The organism is Actinoplanes sp. NPDC023936 (genome assembly GCF_040639325.1).
Classification (GTDB): Bacteria; Actinomycetota; Actinomycetes; order Mycobacteriales; family Micromonosporaceae; genus Actinoplanes.
The window spans coordinates 65,828-82,508 of record NZ_JBEZZR010000016.1 but is presented as its reverse complement, the minus strand read 5'-3'; the positions used below and the strand labels follow the sequence as shown (position 1 = coordinate 82,508).

The window sequence follows — 16,681 nt, the reverse complement described above, 5'->3', positions numbered from 1 at the left end:
CAGCCCCGGGAACCAGCTGGTCCGGCTGGTGTCCAGAGCTGACCTTGCCGGCTGATCGACGATCCGCCGACTCGTCGGAGGCGAGATGGGCGCCGCTCGGTTGTCGATCGCGGAGCGGTCCGGGCGCGCTGGTGTTCAGTGCTCTCGGAACAGGTGTGCGGCAGCACTGGTGACCAGCTCGTCGCGCCCGGCTGGCTGCCAGTGTTCTCGGCGGCCCGCCGGGACAGCACTGAGCGCCAGCAGGGCCACGCCTTTCCACGATCCACGCCGGCCGAGGATAGCCTGACGACCAGCTGGTCCGGCTGGTCGCCAGTGCTGTCCGGCGCGGCGATGTTCCGCGGCGGCACAGCGCTGACACCCAGCCTGCCGCATCGGCGCACTGCCGGGCGGCGCGGTTCAGCCCACACGGTCAGCGCTGCTGATCACCCCGTGACGGTACTGGGAGCCAGCTCGGCCTGCCCGGACACCCGTGGGGCGGGCGGCTACTCCGCGGGCCCTGGCGTGGCGGCGGGAACGCTGCCGATCAGGGCCATCAAGGAGTCGAACATGTCGTCGACGGCGGGTTCGCAGAGGCCGGTCACGGCCAGGGCCTGGCGGACCGGGCCGTGGGCGTTGACGACCTGGAAGCCGAGGCCGCCGCGCAGCGCCCGGGTGTAACCGACGAGCAGCACCTCCAGGCACTCGCTGCCGATCGACTCCGTCTCGGCCATGTCGATCACCACGGTGCCGCGGCCGGCGCGGTCGAACGCGCGGCGCAGACAGCGGCGCAGCTCGGGGTGGGCCGCCCGGCCGAACGCGCCGGCCAGGTGCACGCGGACCGCCTTCCGGTCGTCGCGGGTGATCACACAACGCACTTGTTCCATGGGAATGGTCTAACCGGCGGACGTGTACGGACTCCGAACGTGAGATTGCAGATTCGCCTTGAGCTGGACTTTCAACTTTTCGGTTGACAGGTGAGCCACGCCACGTCTAGCGTCGCTTTCAACCAGCAAGTTGAAATGAGGTGCCATGGCGGCGGACACGCTGACCCGAGTCTTCTCCGCACTCGCCGATCCCACCCGCCGTGACATGGTGGCCCGGCTCGCCGAGAGCGACGCGACGGTGAACCAGTTGGCCGAGCCGTACCGGATGTCGCTGCAGGCGGTCTACAAGCACCTCAAGGTGCTGGAGGACGCCGGGGTGGTGAGCCGGCCGCCGGGACCGCAACCCCGGATCGTGCGCCTGGAGACGGAGGTCTTCGACGAGATGAACGCCTGGATCGAGCTCTACCGGGAGCGCGCCGAGCAGCGCTACCGGCGCCTGGACACCCTGCTGGAAACCATGAGGGACGAGGAGAGGGACGACCATGACCAAGATCGTTGAGGCGGCCATCGAGGCCGACCCGAAGCTGCCGGTCATCCGCATCACGCGCGACTTCGACGCGACCCCGGAGCAGCTGTTCCGGGCGCACACCGACCCGGAGCTGTTCGTGCGGTGGAACGGGCCGGACTCACTCCAGAACAAGATCGACTATTGGGACGCGCGGACCGGCGGGAGCTGGCGGTACGTGTCCAGCCGCGGCACCGAGGAGCACGCCTTCCACGGCAGCTTCCACGAGGTGCGGCCGGACCTGATCGTGCAGACGTTCACCTGGGAGGGCCAGCCGGACGGGGTGGCGCTGGAGACGCTGCGGTTCGAGGACCTCGGCGGCGGGCGGACCCGGCTGCACGCGCAGTCGCTCGTGGACAGCTTCGAGAGCCGCGACGCGTGGCTGCGGAGCGGCATGGAGGTCGGCGTGAACGAGGGGTACGCGCGCCTGGAGGAGATGGCACGCGCGGGCAGCCTGTGACAGGCCCCGGATCCACGGCGGTAAAGCTGCCTTGACTCAGGCCGCGCCGTGAACCCGGAGCACGCGGGGACGGCCGTCCCTGTCATCGGGACGGCTGGACCTCGTACCGGAAAAGCTCGTCGAAGACCGCGCCGCGGTCGAACTGCAGGGCGTGCGCCCGCGCCCGCGCCTCGAGCTCGCGCTTCTCGGTGTCCGGCATGTCCAGGACGACCCGGTCGAGCGCCTCGGCCAGGGCGCCGATGTCGCCGGCCTCCACGATGATCGCGGTGTCGCCGACCGCCTCGCCGGTGCCGCCGGTCAGCGTGGTGACGATCGGGCCGCCGCCGGAGAGGGCTTTTTCGGCCAGCGCGATGCCGAACGTCTCGACGAAGTCGGGTTCCGGCTTGGTGGGCAGCGCGTACGCCGCACACCCCGCCATGAGCAGCGGCTTCTCGTCGTCGTCGACGTCGGTGAGGAAGATGATCCGGTCGTCCTCCTTGGCCATGGCCTGCACGTGCTCCAGGGCCGGACCGGTGCCGGCGATGACCAGCTTGACGTCGTCGCGGGCCTTCATCTGACCGTAAGCGATCACCAGGTCGTAGATCCCCTTCGCGCGGGCGACGCGGGACAGGAAGAGGATGTAGCCACCGCGCTCGAGCCCGCGGCGGGCGAGCGCGGCGTCGACGGCCGCCGGGGCCGGATCGAGGAAGGCGGACGCGTCGATCGGCGGGTAGCTGACCGCGACCCGCCGCCGGCACTGGTCGGCGAACGTGGTGCCGCAGTGCGCGTCCACCTCCTCGGCCGAGGCGATGATCTCGTCACGGGTGTACTCCGAGACGGCGACCACCTCGTCACTGGCGAGGAACGTGGTGAGCAGGACGGTCGCCGCCCCGAACCGGCCCTCGCGCAGGCAGGAGCGGATCACGTTGGTGACGTCCGAGCCGACCGCCTTCGCGATCGTGCGCACCTGCGGGTCGAAACCGGCCGCTCGCGCCGACGCCACCGCGTCGTTGATCACCTGGGTGTGCGGCACCAGGTACATCGAGAGGCAGACCGTCGGCACCGGCTCGCTGAGCAGCTCGACCAGCCGCCCGGTCAGCCCGGCGATGTGGCGGCCGTCCGGGACCCTGTAGTCGCCGACCGATTCCGGTCGTTCCACGGTGATGCCCGGGCTGTACGGCAGCAGCCGGTCCAGCGGCTTGAGCGGCAGACCGGCGGCCTGCAGGGTCGGAATCGGCCAGGTGAGCAACCGGACGTCGTCGAATCCCCGGGTGAGCGCCACCTCGGCGAGATTGCGCGCCTCGCCGGAATGGCCGCAGATGACCGGGTCGGCGCGGACCGCGATGACCAGGCGGCGGGTCGGTCGGCTCATGGTGCTTCCTTCAATGGGTGGGGTGTGAGAGGGAAGGCGGCCGGGACCCCTGACCCCAGGTGGAGGGTTCGGGACCGAGCCGCACGTGCAGCCGGCCGCCATGATGGACGTCGGCCGCTGTCAGGTGGGTGGCGTGCAGCGGTCTGCCGTTGAGGGTGGCGGACTGCACGTACTGCGGCGCCGGGTGATGGTCGAGGCCGTCGACGCCGATCGGGGTCTCCCGGTGCCCGCTGGTCTCGATGACGAACTCGCCGCCCTCGACCTGCAGCCGGGCCCGTTCGAACGCCGGCGCGTTCACCAGGAACAGGTTCTGGCCGGCGACCGGGAACAGGCCCAGCGAGGCCCAGACGTACCAGGAGCTCAGGCCGCCGGAGTCGTCGTTGCCCGGCAGGCCGCCGGGGCCGGTGCCGAACTGCCAGGTCAGGGCGGCGTGTACCACCTCGGCGGTGCGGTCCGGGCGGCCGGCGTAGTGGTAGGCCCAGGGCGCTTCCATGTCGGGTTCGTTGTTCAGGCCCTCGAAGCGGTTGAGGGCGTACCCGGTCGCCATCTCGACCGGTGACGGGGCGCGGCCGGGCTGGGTCACCGGTCCCGCGCCGTAGCCGAAGAACGTGTCGAGCTTGGCGATGAACCCGGCGTCGCCGCCGGCCAGGGCGATCCGCGCGGCCATGTCGTGCAGCAGCCGGAACGAGTAGTTCCACTTGCCGCCCTCGTAGAACTCCGAGTCCCGCAGCAGGCCGGTGGCCGGGTCGAACGCGTTGATCCAGTCCCGGCTGCGCCGCTCCAGGTCGTCGGCGAGGCGGTGGTCGTTCAGGGCGCGCGCCACCTTCGCGGTGCAGTGGTGGGCGTACGCCAGGTCGAGCGTGTGCGTGATCGGGTGCACGACGCCGTGCTCCCAGAAGTCCTCGCCGTAGAGCCGGCGCAGGTCGTCGACCATGTGGACGAGCGCCCAGGTCCAGTCGATACCGGGCCGGCGCAGCGCGTGCACGTCGGCGAGCGCGGTGTGGGCGAGCGCGCTGGCCTGCCGGAAGAACCGGTCGGCGCCGCGGGCCATCCGGTACCCGATCGGGAAGTTGCCCTCCTCCTCGCAGACCCGGATCAGCGACTCGAGCACGTCGCCGGCCCGGTCCGGGGCGATCGCGGACAGCAGCGGCAGCTGGGTCTTGTAGATGTCCCACATCGTGCAGACGTCGAACGCCCACGGGCCGCTGGTGGGCCAGAACGGGCTCTCGTCGTCGGCGATGCACGGCTTGATCAGCGAGTGGTAGAGCGCTGTCGCCATCACCGTGCGCCGGGCCGGGGTGCCGCCGTCGACCTGGACCCGGCCGAGGTGGTCGCGCCAGCGGGCCCGGGTCCGCGCCCGGACCGCCTCGAAGCCGCCGGAGGCCTCCCGTTCCAGGTTGGCCCGCGCCTGGTCACAGCCGCGCAGCGAGAACCCGAGGCGCACCTCGACGGTCTGCCCGGCCCGGGTCGGACCCATGAACAGCATGCCGAACGGCCGCAGCGTGGTGTGCCGGATGCTGTCGAAGTCGAGCCGGGTGCCGCCGGGGATGAGCCGCCGGTCGTACCAGAGCATCTGCCGCCAGCCGGGGGCGTCCACCTCGACGTGCACGGAGAGCGGGACGCCCTCCATCACCACGGTGGCCTGGCCGTGCCCGTACCCCATGCTCTCAACCTGGGCGCGCAGCGGGACCGTGCGCCCGAGGTCGATGGCGAGACCGCCGCAGGACAGGTCGATCACCACGCGGGCGCTGTCGTGGTCGGGGAACGTGTAGCGGTGCACCGCCACCTTCTCCCCCACGGTGATCTCGCAGCGCACGCCGGTGTCCAGGTTCGCGGCGTAGTAGCCGGCCTCGGCCCGCTCGTCCTCCAGCAGCCAGGACTGGCCGAGGCCGTCGAGCGGCTGGACCATCGGGGTGACCCTGGCGTAGTTGTAATATTTCCGAATTGCCCCGGTTCCGGACTGCTGGAAGTGGGTGAACCCGCTCGCCTGCAGCCGGTCGAACATCTCCTCCGGCACGCCCTCGGTGTTCTTCGCGTACCGGCCGTACCCGGTCGGGTACGCCCCCGAGTAGGCGCAGGCGGAGACCATGCCGAAGGGCGAGGTGGCACCCGGGTGGGTGTTGCCCACCTGGGGTTTCGGCCACCACCACGTGGCGGCCAACCCGTGTGCGCGAGGCAGGTCGGTGGCCGCGGTACCGATGAAAGGATCAACGTTGTCAAGGATGGCCGGACTCTAACCGGCCAGGGCACGCCCTGTGGTTTCGTCCAGATGAACTCCCCTGAAGGGGGGAACCGGTGGTCAGCAGGGTGTCGAACTCCCGCGCCGGCAACGGCTTGCTGACCAGGTAACCCTGGATCGCCGGGCAGCCCGCGGCGCGCAGCGCGTCCCAGTCGGCGATCTCCTCGACGCCCTCGGCGATCGTGGACATCCCGAGCGACCGGGCCAGCCACAGCACCGCCGAGATGATCGACGACTTGCGGGCGTCCTCGGCGAGGCCGGCCACGAACGAGCGGTCCAGCTTCACCACGTCGGCGGGCAGCGACTTGAGCCAGGTCAGCGAGCTGTACCCGGTGCCGAAGTCGTCCAGGGCGATACGCACGCCGAGCTGCTTGAGCAGGGCGAGCCGCTCGCTCACGTCGACCGTGGAGGAGATCAGCGCGGTCTCGGTGATCTCCAGGACGAGGCGGGACGGGTCCAGGTACGGGTACTCGGCCAGCAGGGACGCCACCTTCGGCACGAAGTCCGGCTCGGCGAGCTGGCGCGGGCTGACGTTGACCGACACGTAGCCGAGCCGGTCCGACCAGTGCACCAGGTGCTCGACGGCGGAGCGCAGCACGTGGTCGCCGAGCGGCACGATCAGCCCGGTCTCCTCGGCGGCGCCGATGAAGTGGCCGGGCGCGAGCACGGTGCCCTGCTCGGTGCGCATCCGGACCAGCGCCTCGGCGCCGATGATCTGCCCGGTGGCGGTGGAGACCACCGGCTGGAACCAGAGCGGCAGCGTGTACCGCGGGTCGGCGGCGAGCGCGCGGCGCAGGCGGGCCTCGGCGGCGATCCGCTCCTGGACCGGCACCCGCAGGTCGTCGGTGAACACCTGGAGGCGGTTGCCGCCGGCGCGCTTGGCCGCGTACATGGCGGTGTCCGCGGCGAGGACCACCTCGTCGACGCCCGTGGCGCCGAACGCCGTGGTCACGCCGACGGAGAGCGCCAGCGGGACGCCGGCGACCGGCTCGTGCAGGGCCGCCAGGATGCTGTTGCCGACGCGCAGGCCGGTGCCGGCCGGGCCGGTCAGCGCGACCACGAACTCGTCGCCGCCGAGCCGCGCGAGCAGCGCGCCGGCCGGCACCACCGCGGCGAGCCGGGTGGCGAGCGCCCGCAGCACGTCGTCGCCGGTGCTGTGCCCGGCGCCGTCGTTGATCGCCTTGAAGCGGTCGACGTCGAGGTAGATGACGCTGACCGGCTCGGCGCTGCCGGTGAGCAGGGCGGCCAGGTCGTGTTCGAACGCCTTGCGGGAGAGCAGGCCGGTGAGCGCGTCGTGGCGTACCTGGTAGCTCAGCTCCGCCTCGTGGTCGCGGGTCGCTGTCACGTCGAAGCAGTGCACGTAGATCAGCCGCAGCTGGTCGTGCCGGTCGTAGAGGCCGGTGCCGTGCACCTCGACCCAGATCAGGGTGCCGTCCGGACGCCGGTACTGGCGGGTGATGGTCCGCGGCTCCCGGCTCTCCGCGAAGAGCGTGAGGATGGTCGGCTGGTTCCGCTCGACCGGGGTGAGCGGGACGTCGTGCAGGGAGAAGCCGGCGGGCAGTTCCTCGGGCAGGCCGAGCCAGCCGCGGTAGGCGGCGTTGGTGCGCAGCGCGAGGCCCTCGGGCGAGAACATCGCCATGGGTACGGGTGTGGAGTCGAACGCCACGCTGAGCTGCGCCTGGCTCTCGTCCAGGTTCTCCCGGGCCCGGTCCTCCTCGACCTCGGTGAGACGCCACGAGACGATCTGGAAACCGGCCGCGATCAGCACCGAGGAGCCGTGCAGCAGCGCCCAGACCAGCGGATGCGCGACAGCCGAGCCGTGGTCGTAGGTGTGGCCACTGACCAGCGTGCCGAAGACGGCGTGGTGCAGGGTGGTGGCGACCAGGAACGCGCCGAACGGCGCCCAGTCCCGGTAGAGGGCGAGCGCGCCGACCGCGATGAAGAACGAGAAGTGCGCCTCGGTCAGCCCGTGGTTGAGCGCGACGAACCCGCCGCACGCGATGGTGTAGCCGATCGCGACGAAGACCGACCGCAGCCGGCGCGAGCGCAGCCGGGTCGCGGCGAGCAGGCACGGCAGGACCGGCACGACGGTGAGCAGCAGGGTGAGCGTGTGCCCGTCGCCGCGCAGGACGCCGAACATGATCAAGAAGACCAGGACGGCGGCGAGCAGCACCGTCAGCAGCCGGTGCCGGCTCGCCCAGTCCTCGTCACGCAGCCCGCCACCGGTCGGGAGCCGGTCGCGCAGCCACTTCATCCAGGTCGCCACAGTGCGATGATCGGCAGCGACGCCGAGCAGCGTGGTGACTTCCCGGTTGCGGATCAGGTGTTTCGCAGCGCCTCGACGACCCGGTCGACGTCCTCGGTGCTGCTGCCCAGACCGAAACTGATCCGCAGCAGGCCGGACGCCGTGCCGCAGTCCGCCGTCGCGCCACGGCCGGTCAGCCGGCGGACCAGGGGGTGCGCGCAGAACTGGCCGGCGCGCACGCCGATGCCGTGGTCCCGGCCGAGACGCAGCGCCACGTCCGCCGGGTCCTGCTCGGCGAAGGCCAGCGACACGATGCCGACACGGGGGTGCTCCGGGCCGAAGAGGCTGACCTCGGTGACGCCGGGGATCGTCGCGAGGCCGGCCCGCAGCCGGTCGAGCAGGAGTTCCTCCCGCGCGGCGAGCACGTCCCGGTCGGCGGCGGTCAGTGCCTCGCAGACGGCGGCGATGGCGACCGCGCCGAGCAGGTTGGGGGTGCCGCCCTCGTGCCGGGCCGGGCCGGTTGCCCACTCCAGCTCACCGGGCCGGTCACCCACGGCGGCGCTGGCGCCACCACCAGCCAGGTACGGGGGAGCCGCGTCCAGCCAGTCCCAGCGGCCGGCCAGCACCCCGGCGCCGAACGGGGCGTACAGCTTGTGACCGGAGAAGGCCAGATAGTCGGCGCCCAGTTCGGTCAGGTCCACCCGGCGGTGCGGGGCTAGCTGGGCGGCGTCGACGGCCACCCGGGCGCCGTAGTGGTGTGCCAGGCCGGCGATCTGCCGCACCGGCCAGATCTCGCCGGTGACGTTGCTGGCGCCGGTGACTGTCACCAGAGTGTTGTTCGTCGTGGCCTTCAGCGCCTTTTCGAGGCTCGCCAGGGCCTCGGCCGGTGACGAGGGGGCGGGCAGCCGGAGCGGGTTCGGCCAGGGCAGCAGGTTGGCGTGGTGCTCGCCGTCGAAGACGATCGTCGTGGTGCCGGGCGGCAGGGCGCGGGCCAGCAGGTTGAACGCGTCGGTGGTGTTCCGAGTGAAGATCACCTCGTGCTCGGGTCCGGCGCCGACGAACTCGGCGACCACGTCCCGGGCCAGCTCATAGGCGATCGTGGACGCCTGGGACCGTACCCCCGTGCCGCGATGAACGCTGCCGTAGCGCGGCAGCAGATCGGCCACCGCCTCGGCCGCGGCGGCCACGCAGGGCGCGGAGGCGGCGTAGTCGAGATGGGCGAAACGGACCGTCTCGCCGGTGGGGAGCGCGACCTTCAGGTCGTCGCCGACGATGTCAAGGGACATGGGTGGGCACCTCTCGGCTCGCACTTGCCGTGTCGGGTCCGACCACGGCCCGGTCCTCACCCGGGGCACCCCATCGCGAACGCAAGGGTTGCCGGCCAGCAAGCCGGGGCTTCGTGCTGGCACTCATGACCTGATCAACAACGTAGCAGACCCCATCCGCCCTGAGAAAGGACTGAAGGCGTCTTAATTCCCAGGCAACAAGTAGGGATTACTGTTGGTGCCTATGACGATCGTGTTGCAGCAGCAGTGGGACGAGTGGCACGCGGCGCACGAGAAGCGGCGGGCCGATCCGCACGGGTTCCTGGCGATCACCGGGCTGCACTGGCTGACCGGGGAGCCGCAGCGGTTCCCGGACGCTCCAGGATCGTGGAGCACCGGAGAGTCCGGGGTGACCGTGGTGCTTGAGCCGGAGGAGACCCTGATCGTCGACGGCTCGCCGGTGACCGGGAAGTTCTCGTTCCCGCCGATTCCCGAGCGCGGAGATGTGACCGTGGGCTGGGGCGACGCGGTGATCGAGATCGCCCGCCGGGGTGGGTTCGACGTGGTCCGGCCGCGTCATCCGTCCAGCCCGGTGCTCGCGGCGTACACCGGGACGCCGGCCTACCCGGCGGACGAGAAGTGGGTCGTCTCCGGGAGATTCGTTCCCTATGACGCTCCGCGGCCGACGCCCGTCGGGTCGGTCGCCGAGGGGATCGAGCACGTCTACGAGTCCCCCGGCACCGTGGAGTTCGAGGTCGGCGGCGTACCGCTGTCGCTGATCGTCTTCAACGGGTCGACGCCCGGCTCGCTCTTCGCGCTCTTCACCGACGCCACGTCCGGGCTGACCACGTACGCCGCGAACCGGAGCCTGTTCATCGCCCCGCCCGGACCGGACGGCTCGGTGACGCTCGACTTCAACCGGGCCACCAACCTGCCCTGCGCGTACACCGAGTTCGCGACGTGCCCGCTCCCGCCGGCCGGCAACAACCTGCCGGTCGCCGTCGAGGCGGGTGAGCGGAAGCCGCGCTAGCGTTCCGGGATGGAGACGCTTCTCACGGCGGTGGAGCGGCTGATCGGGATCCGGTCCACCGCGGACCGGCCCGATGAGCTGCGGCGGGCCCTGGACTTCGTGCTCGACCTGGTGGGGCCGGGCTTCCCGGTGCGCCGCTTCGACTCCGGTGGCAAGCCGAGCGCCCTGGTCACCACGGGTCCGGCGACACCGCGGGTGATCCTCAACGCGCACCTCGACGTGGTGCCCGGGACCGACGCCCAGTTCGTGCCGCGCCGCGACGGGGACCGGCTGCACGGGCGGGGCGCGCACGACATGAAAGCGGCGGCCGTCGTGCTCGCCACGGTGTTCCGGGACTGCGCCCGGTCACTGCCCTGTCCGATCGCGTTGCAGCTGGTCACCGACGAGGAGGTGGGCGGGTTCGACGGCACCGGCCACCAGGTCGCGCAGGGCGTCCGGGCCGGGTTCGTGATCATCGGAGAGCAGAGCGGGCTGCGGATCGTCACCGAGTCGAAGGGGATCCTGCGGGTGCGGCTGGACGCGTCCGGGCGGACCGCGCACGCCGCCTATCCGTGGCTGGGGACGAACGCGCTGGTCGCGGTCACCGACGCGGTGGGCCGGCTGCTCGCCCGCTATCCGGTGCCGCCGTCGGAATCATGGACCACGACGGTGAACGTGGCGCGGATCCAGACGTCGAACACCGCCGCCAACATCGTCCCGGCCGACGCGTCGGCGCTGCTCGACATCCGCTTCCCGCCGTCCGATCCGGACCTGACCTCGAGCGACGTGGCCGCCTACCTGGGCGCGGTGGCCGGTCCGGGCGTGCGGGTCACCGTGGAGGCGCAGGGCGCGCCGCATGCCGCCGACCCGGCGAGCGCTTTCGTGCGCCGGTTGCGGTCCGCCGCACAGGCGCAGGGGTACGAGGGGACGCTGCTCCGCAAACACGGGGCCGCCGACGGGCGGTTCTACTCGGCGCACGGGGTGGACGCGGTCATCTTCGGTCCCGGCGGAGACGGCCAGCACGGGCCGGAGGAGTACCTGGACGTGCGCACCCTCACCCCGTACCGCGAGGCTCTGATGTCTTTCCTCCGCTCGCTGGGCTGACCCCGTCAGCCGGTGTCACCACCGGCGTGCACCGGTTTGGCATCCGTCGGCCCGGACCCGTTCGCCTCGGCCGCACAGCCGAGAGAGGGCTGCCACACCCTCGATGCGGCGATGCACTCCGCGGTCACGATCGCGATGAACTTCCGTTCCCGCCGCGTGCTGTTGGATGACCAGGTCGCGCCGACCTCCGTCCACCACTGACGTGCCCCACGCCGCGTGAACAGATCAGCGGCGAGGAAACGCAGCGCCTTCTCATCCATCTTCTTGACGTGCCACACCATGTTCCAGTGCGACATCCACATGCTCATGCCGGTCCGGAAGTCCTCACCAGCGCGATCCGCGTCCGCCATCCTGCGAAAGTCCAGCTCAGGATGCTCCATCATCAGCCGCATCAGGTCCTGGTGCCGTTCCCGGGAACCGATCATCTGAGCGATCCTGGCTTGGTGAGACTGGAAGGACAGCGACACGCACACGCCGAAAAGGGCGAGAACGGAAATCGCCGTCGAGATGTAGGCCATCTCTACCTGCCGTCAGGAGCCATCGGCGAGATCGAACTCGCCGTCTCGCACCCCGGCGAGGAAAGCCTGCCATTCAGCAGACGTGAAGATCAGAACTGGGCCCTGGCGGTCCTTGCTGTCGCGCACCGCGACCTGACCGGTCAGCTCGGCGACTTCGACGCAGTTGTTCCCGCCGCAGCCGTTACTGCGTGAGGATTTCCGCCAGTGTGCGACAGCCAGCTCGTCAACGCTCATCTGAGCATCTCCTTCTGCGCCGGGGCAGAGTCGGGGGTGGAGTCCGGGGCAAGCGCGCTCACCCCCAGGGTAGGCCCCGGCATCAAGGACCTGCCCTACCGCGGGTTGTCGAACTCCCAGAAGGCGCGGAGGGCGGCGATCCGGCCGGCGCCGTCGGAGCGGTAGGTGAAGACGCCGCGGACCTGGCTGGAATGGCCGCCGGGGAGGGCCAGGTGGATGATGCCGACGTCGGCCACCTCGTCGCCGCAGAGGTAGGAGCGCTCGATCTCGAAGCGCAGGCCCTCCACCTGGCCGATCACGGTGTCGTAGAAGCGGGCGATGGCCTCGGTGCCGCGATGTCCGGCGCCGTCGGGCGAGAGCGGCGACGGGCCGACCGGGTCCTCCACGATCGCGTCGTCGGCGAACAGGGCGAGCCAGGCGTCGCGGTCGCCAGCGCGGGCCGCCGCCTGCGAGCGCCGGGCCAGATCACGGGCGGTGAGTGTGTCCATGCCTTGAAATAGAACACGTTTCATCGGTGGCCGTCGAGCCGGAGTCGTCGAGCCGGATGAGAACATCGGCGCATGACGACGCCGCGGGCCGTGACGGTTCATGTCCACTGTCGGGTCACCGTGACCGTCGACGATCCGGCTGTGGTCACCGGGCTTGCGGTCCGGCGGCTGCGGGAGGCGGACATCGACTGGGACGCGGAGGAGGACGATCTGGAGGACGCGGCCGCGGAACTGGGGGCCGACCTGCTTCGCAGCATCGCCGGGCTGGCGGAGCCGGAACGGCTGCTGGCGGAGGTGCCGGGTGTCGAGGTCACGGGGGCTCACATCTGGGCGGAGGTCGCATCCCGCCTTCCTGATCAGCGCGACTGACGGCTCTCCAGATAGAGACCACTGAGGCTGGCCGCCGCCGGCACCCCGATGATGAAGGCGGCCGTCGGCCACGAGAGGTCCATCACCGACACTCCGAAGAGGATGAAACCGGCTGCGGTGAGGACGATGATCAGGGCAGAGACTCTGTCACTCACCCATTCACCCTAGGGCACCCGGGCGTCGAACTCTGCCCTGGCCTCGAAGACGCGGTCCATGTGGGACTCGGCCCAGGCCTTGATGGCGAGCATGACCGGGAACAGCTCGTGCCCCAGCGGCGTGAGCTCATAATCCACGCGGACCGGGACGGAGGCGGTCACCGTGCGGGTCACCAGGCCGTCGCGCTCCAGGGTCCGCAGCGTCTGGGTGAGCATCTTCTGGCTGACGCCGGCGATGCGGTGGGCCAGCTCGCTGTGCCGCTGCGGGCCACCGGCGAGCGCCGGGATCACCAGGGCGACCCACTTGTCGGTGAGGCGGCTCAGCAGCTCCCGGGTCGGGCAGGCGTCCAGGAACGCGTCGTACTCACGTTTCGCCTGTTCACGGCGTTGCTCAGCGGACGTTGTCGCCATCAGGACCTCCCCGGGTTCCTTAGGCACTTAATGGTACCTACTTTCTTACAGTACCCCCTCCTTCGTACGGTCGTGGTGTTCACGAAACGCACGAAGGAGAACAACGATGCGCGCGGTCAGCTACGCACAGTTCGGTGGGCCCGAGGTTCTGCACGTGACCGAGGCGCCGGTGCCCGAACCCGGACCGGGGCAGGTACGGGTGCGGGTCGCCGCGTCCTCGCTGCACCCGGTCGACCTGATGGTCCGCTCCGGAAAATTCCCGGCGCCGCTGCCGACCGGGCTCCCCTACACCCCGGGCTGGGACGTGGCCGGCACCGTCGACGCGATCGGCCCGTCGCCGGCCGGCCCGGACTTCGCGATCGGCGACGAGATCATCGGTTTCTCACCCTGGCTGCGGACCACGGCCGGCGCCCACGCCGAGTACGTGGTGCTCGACGCCACCGCGCTGACCGCCGCGCCGGCCGGCGTCCCCGCCACCGCGGCGGCGACCCTGCCGACCAACGGCCTCGCCGCCGCACAGGCCCTCGACCTGCTCGCACTCCCGGCCGGTTCGACGGTGCTGGTCACCGGCGCGGCCGGGCAGGTCGGCGGGTTCGTGCTGGCGCTGGCCCGGGCGGCCGGCCTGCACGCCACCGGGCTCGCCGGGGACGGCGACCGGGAGTTCGTCGAGTCGCTCGGCGCGACGTTCCTGTCCCGCTCCGAGGATCCGAAGGGCACGTACGACGCGGTGGTCGACCTCGCGGTGATCGGCTCATCGCTGCTGGATCTGGTGCGGGACGGCGGCGGCTACGTGGCCGCCTCTCCCCCGCTGCGCCCGGAGCCGGTCCGGGGCATCCGGACGTTCACGCTGGAGGTCGAGTCGGACGGCGCCCGGCTGGGCGACCTCGTCACGCTCGTCACCAGCGGCGACATCCCGCTCCGGGTCGCCGGGATCTACCCGTTCGCCGACGCGGCGGCCGCCCACGAGCGGCTCGCACAGGGCGGGGTTCGCGGCGGCGTGGTCATCGTCCCCTGACCGGCGTCTCCGCCGTGTCCGCTCCGATCCCCTGGCGGCGTTAATCGCCCGTTCGGCGGGTGGTCTCCGCCGGGGGACAGCGGCAGGGTGACGAACACCCGAGGGAGGCGTCACCGATGAGCGCCCCCGAATCCGCCGCGTGTCACGGTCGGTCACCGGTCACCGGGGAGCGCTGTGGGTCTGCGTCATTCGGCAGGGCCTGCGGCGTCCGCGCGTTTCCGTGAAGCGCGACGTTGACCACGGATGCCGGCACGCTGGGTGACAACGGTTCGCGCTGGCGGGCGGCCCGGCCCCGGGTTTTCGGCTGGCCTGCAGCGGTGACCCCGCTGGCTAATGAAGAAAGCCCCGCTACCAGCAGATATTCGGCCTCGGCCCCGCGCCCCCGCGTGCCCCGCCGACCCCGCGCCGGCGTCCTGCGGCTGGCACCTCGCACCTGGCACCTCCCTCCCCCCTGGCACCTCCCACCTCGCCGATCTTGGAACTCGCCGCCCCGGCCGTAGCCCACACATGTGATCAAGCCGGATAACCGCTCTGGCCTACGGCCGGCACCACCCGGCCGTAGCTCAGGCGTGTGATCAAGCCCGGGTAGCCGCTCTGGCCTACGGCTGGCGCCGCCCGGCCGTAGCTCAAGCGTGTGATCAAGCCCGGGTAGCCGCTCTGGCCTACGGCTGGCGCCACCCGGCCGTAGCCCACACATGTGATCAAGCCCGGGTAACCGCTCGGGCCTACGGCCGGCGCCACCCGGCCGTAGCTCAAGCATGTGATCAAGCCCGGGTAACCGCTCTGGCCTACGGCCGGCGCCACCCGGCCGTAGCTTGTGCTGGCTACCAGCGGAAACACGTCGTCTTGACCGTCGACACAGTGCTCCGACGCGCCCAGTCCGGCAGCAACCTCACGAAGATCCGTCGGCCCGCGGGGACGGCCCGGCGACTGATCATCGGCGGCCGCACCCACGTTTTCCGCCGGTGAACGACTTCCTTAATCAACCAGCAGGGTCAGCGGTGATGACGCACCTCGGGACCATCGCCGCGGCCGAGCGCACTGACGACCAGCTGGACCGGCTGGACCGGCTGGACCAGCTGGACCGGCTGGACCGGCTGGTCGTCAGGGCTGCCGGATACCTGTTCCGAGAACACTGCGCGCCAGCCCGCCGCACCGCTCCACGATCGACAACCGGGCGGCGCCACCGCACGTACCTATCCGGCGACGGCTCCTTGATCAGCCAGCAAGGTCAGCGCAGGCTGACGGGCGAGAAGCTCGGCGCTCGTGCTACCGGGATCGGTCAGGCGGCGAGCAGGTGCTCGATGCGGGCGGCGATGGCCCGCAGGTGAGGGCGGCGGACCGGGTCGACGCGCGCGTTGAACGAGCACGGGCCGTGGCGGTGCAGCATCTCGGTGTAGCGCGTCTCGGGATCCACCCGCTGGCCGCGCGGGCCGACGGTCTGGTCGGCGTAGGTGAGCGCGTCGGAGACGACCGTCTGCTCGTCGGGGAACTGAGCGAGCTCGGCGGAGAGGCCGCGGATCTCGGCGACGAAGCGGGCGCCGGAGTGGTACGCCACCAGGCCGGCGACCCGGGCCGGCCAGCCCTCGCTCGTCAGGTGCCGGGCGCCGTCGATCGGGTGGAAGCCGGTGTCGACGAGCGGCGCCGCGTAGCCGATGTCGTGCAGCCAGGCGGCCGAGACCAGCAGGTCGTGGTCGAGGCCGAGCCGCAGCGCCAGGTCGGACGCGCGGGCCGCGACACCCGCGCTGTGCCGCCACCGATCGGTGCCCGCACCGAGAAGAGCGTCCGCGAGGGAGCGCGCCACGTCGGCGCGGCTGGTGATGATCGGCGCGGTCATGGCTGAATGGTAGGTCGCCACAGGTTAACGGCAGCCGAACAAACCATGGCAGCTCGCTGAATCGCCTCAGGGGGGCGAACCGCTGTTGACAGGCACCGGGACGATGACGCCGTGGAGAACAGTGAACTGATCATCTGGCGGGCCACCCACCAGGACCGTGATCACGTGCTGCGCGACGCCGGCGTACTCATGATCGCTTCGTTCGTCCCGTTCCTGCTGATCTTCTGCGCCGGCGTGCCGGCCGGCTTCACCGGCTGGGCGCTCTGGGCGTCGCTGGTGTTCGTGCCGGTGGCCGGGATCTTCGCGGCCCGGGCGCTCTGGCGGGACCGGCGCGCGGTCCTGGCGATCGAGCTGCGGGACGGCGCGTTCACGGTGATCCGCAACGACACCACCGCGACCACCTACCCGGCCCGTGAGGTGCGGCGGATCGACGTCGTCCACACGCTCTATCCGAGCGACCCGGACACCATCCAGTTGCGGTTGCACACCGGCGGCCGGGTCGAGCACACCCGGCCCGGGCCGGGGACGCTGCCGGAGGGGTGGGAGCAGGCGGTCACGGTCGCCGAGGTGGAGGTCAACCGCATCTACAAACGCAAGAGCGACTGACCCCCGT

The 16,681-nt window shown here is 71.2% G+C and carries 19 protein-coding genes and 1 riboswitch; of the genes, 8 read left to right on the top strand and 11 right to left on the bottom strand.

All coding sequences use genetic code 11. The features are described from left to right. Positions 1 to 482: 482 nt before the first annotated feature. Positions 483 to 863, bottom strand: a complete 381-nt coding sequence (locus tag AB0F72_RS21780) for an STAS domain-containing protein (protein WP_360434165.1) — start codon at positions 861 to 863, stop codon at positions 483 to 485. Between the two features lie 145 nt (positions 864 to 1,008). Here AB0F72_RS21780 and AB0F72_RS21775 point away from each other — a divergent pair, with 145 nt between their 5' ends. Then, positions 1,009 to 1,362 (top strand): metalloregulator ArsR/SmtB family transcription factor, encoded by a 354-nt coding sequence (locus AB0F72_RS21775; RefSeq protein WP_360434162.1) that lies wholly within the window; start codon positions 1,009 to 1,011, stop codon positions 1,360 to 1,362. Continuing rightward, positions 1,346 to 1,828, top strand: a complete 483-nt coding sequence (locus AB0F72_RS21770) for an SRPBCC family protein (RefSeq protein ID WP_360434159.1) — start codon at positions 1,346 to 1,348, stop codon at positions 1,826 to 1,828. Before AB0F72_RS21775 ends, AB0F72_RS21770 begins: the two co-directional genes overlap by 17 nt. Positions 1,829 to 1,910: 82 nt before the next feature. Here AB0F72_RS21770 and AB0F72_RS21765 read toward each other — a convergent pair whose 3' ends face one another. The 4 genes from AB0F72_RS21765 to AB0F72_RS21750 are packed head-to-tail and all read right to left on the bottom strand — an operon-like array spanning position 1,911 to position 8,949. Continuing rightward, a complete protein-coding gene (locus tag AB0F72_RS21765; RefSeq protein WP_360434156.1) occupies positions 1,911 to 3,179 on the bottom strand; it encodes a glycosyltransferase in 1,269 nt (422 codons plus the stop codon). Positions 3,180 to 3,189: 10 nt separating this feature from the next. Further along, positions 3,190 to 5,379 carry a glycoside hydrolase domain-containing protein gene (locus AB0F72_RS21760; protein ID WP_360434407.1) on the bottom strand — a complete coding sequence of 730 codons (2,190 nt, stop codon included), beginning with the start codon at positions 5,377 to 5,379 and terminating at the stop codon, positions 3,190 to 3,192. 16 nt (positions 5,380 to 5,395) lie between these two features. Continuing rightward, positions 5,396 to 7,684: an EAL domain-containing protein gene (locus tag AB0F72_RS21755; protein ID WP_360434154.1), complete on the bottom strand. Its 2,289-nt coding sequence runs from the start codon at positions 7,682 to 7,684 to the stop codon at positions 5,396 to 5,398. 53 nt (positions 7,685 to 7,737) lie between these two features. Further along, positions 7,738 to 8,949: an aminotransferase class V-fold PLP-dependent enzyme gene (locus tag AB0F72_RS21750; protein ID WP_360434151.1), complete on the bottom strand. Its 1,212-nt coding sequence runs from the start codon at positions 8,947 to 8,949 to the stop codon at positions 7,738 to 7,740. A gap of 15 nt (positions 8,950 to 8,964) precedes the next feature. Next, a riboswitch (SAM riboswitch) is annotated at positions 8,965 to 9,080 on the bottom strand. A gap of 92 nt (positions 9,081 to 9,172) precedes the next feature. On the opposite strand from AB0F72_RS21750, the gene AB0F72_RS21745 reads away from it, so the two are divergent. Together AB0F72_RS21745 and AB0F72_RS21740 are read left to right on the top strand one after the other, a co-directional pair. Further along, a complete protein-coding gene (locus AB0F72_RS21745; RefSeq protein WP_360434148.1) occupies positions 9,173 to 9,958 on the top strand; it encodes a DUF1684 domain-containing protein in 786 nt (261 codons plus the stop codon). Between the two features lie 9 nt (positions 9,959 to 9,967). After that, positions 9,968 to 11,041, top strand: a complete 1,074-nt coding sequence (locus tag AB0F72_RS21740; protein WP_360434145.1) for a M20/M25/M40 family metallo-hydrolase — start codon at positions 9,968 to 9,970, stop codon at positions 11,039 to 11,041. A gap of 5 nt (positions 11,042 to 11,046) precedes the next feature. Here AB0F72_RS21740 and AB0F72_RS21735 read toward each other — a convergent pair whose 3' ends face one another. The 3 genes from AB0F72_RS21735 to AB0F72_RS21725 form a co-directional block, all read right to left on the bottom strand. Continuing rightward, positions 11,047 to 11,559, bottom strand: coding sequence for a DUF6082 family protein (locus tag AB0F72_RS21735; RefSeq protein WP_360434141.1), 513 nt, complete (start codon positions 11,557 to 11,559; stop codon positions 11,047 to 11,049). Between the two features lie 12 nt (positions 11,560 to 11,571). Further along, positions 11,572 to 11,793 (bottom strand): DUF397 domain-containing protein, encoded by a 222-nt coding sequence (locus tag AB0F72_RS21730; protein WP_360434138.1) that lies wholly within the window; start codon positions 11,791 to 11,793, stop codon positions 11,572 to 11,574. Between the two features lie 95 nt (positions 11,794 to 11,888). Next, on the bottom strand, positions 11,889 to 12,281 hold the full coding sequence (locus AB0F72_RS21725) for a nuclear transport factor 2 family protein (RefSeq protein ID WP_360434135.1): 393 nt from the start codon (positions 12,279 to 12,281) through the stop codon (positions 11,889 to 11,891). A 72-nt stretch (positions 12,282 to 12,353) separates the two neighbouring features. On the opposite strand from AB0F72_RS21725, the gene AB0F72_RS21720 reads away from it, so the two are divergent. Further along, the gene (locus AB0F72_RS21720; RefSeq protein WP_360434132.1) at positions 12,354 to 12,650 is read left to right on the top strand and encodes a hypothetical protein; all 297 of its coding nucleotides are present in this window, start codon (positions 12,354 to 12,356) and stop codon (positions 12,648 to 12,650) included. On the opposite strand, the gene AB0F72_RS21715 is transcribed toward AB0F72_RS21720, so the two are convergent. Continuing rightward, a complete protein-coding gene (locus AB0F72_RS21715; RefSeq protein ID WP_360434129.1) occupies positions 12,638 to 12,805 on the bottom strand; it encodes a hypothetical protein in 168 nt (55 codons plus the stop codon). The genes AB0F72_RS21720 and AB0F72_RS21715 overlap by 13 nt on opposite strands. Before the next feature lie 9 nt (positions 12,806 to 12,814). After that, a complete protein-coding gene (locus AB0F72_RS21710) occupies positions 12,815 to 13,216 on the bottom strand; it encodes a helix-turn-helix domain-containing protein (protein WP_360434126.1) in 402 nt (133 codons plus the stop codon). Positions 13,217 to 13,322: 106 nt separating this feature from the next. Here AB0F72_RS21710 and AB0F72_RS21705 point away from each other — a divergent pair, with 106 nt between their 5' ends. Next, the gene (locus AB0F72_RS21705) at positions 13,323 to 14,231 is read left to right on the top strand and encodes an NADP-dependent oxidoreductase (protein ID WP_360434123.1); all 909 of its coding nucleotides are present in this window, start codon (positions 13,323 to 13,325) and stop codon (positions 14,229 to 14,231) included. Between the two features lie 1,004 nt (positions 14,232 to 15,235). Next, positions 15,236 to 15,562 carry a hypothetical protein gene (locus AB0F72_RS21700; protein ID WP_360434120.1) on the top strand — a complete coding sequence of 109 codons (327 nt, stop codon included), beginning with the start codon at positions 15,236 to 15,238 and terminating at the stop codon, positions 15,560 to 15,562. Here AB0F72_RS21700 and AB0F72_RS21695 read toward each other — a convergent pair. After that, positions 15,514 to 16,068: an HD domain-containing protein gene (locus AB0F72_RS21695; protein WP_360434117.1), complete on the bottom strand. Its 555-nt coding sequence runs from the start codon at positions 16,066 to 16,068 to the stop codon at positions 15,514 to 15,516. The genes AB0F72_RS21700 and AB0F72_RS21695 overlap by 49 nt on opposite strands. Before the next feature lie 111 nt (positions 16,069 to 16,179). Here AB0F72_RS21695 and AB0F72_RS21690 point away from each other — a divergent pair, with 111 nt between their 5' ends. Then, the gene (locus AB0F72_RS21690; protein ID WP_360434114.1) at positions 16,180 to 16,674 is read left to right on the top strand and encodes a hypothetical protein; all 495 of its coding nucleotides are present in this window, start codon (positions 16,180 to 16,182) and stop codon (positions 16,672 to 16,674) included. The last annotated feature ends 7 nt before the right edge of the window (positions 16,675 to 16,681 follow it).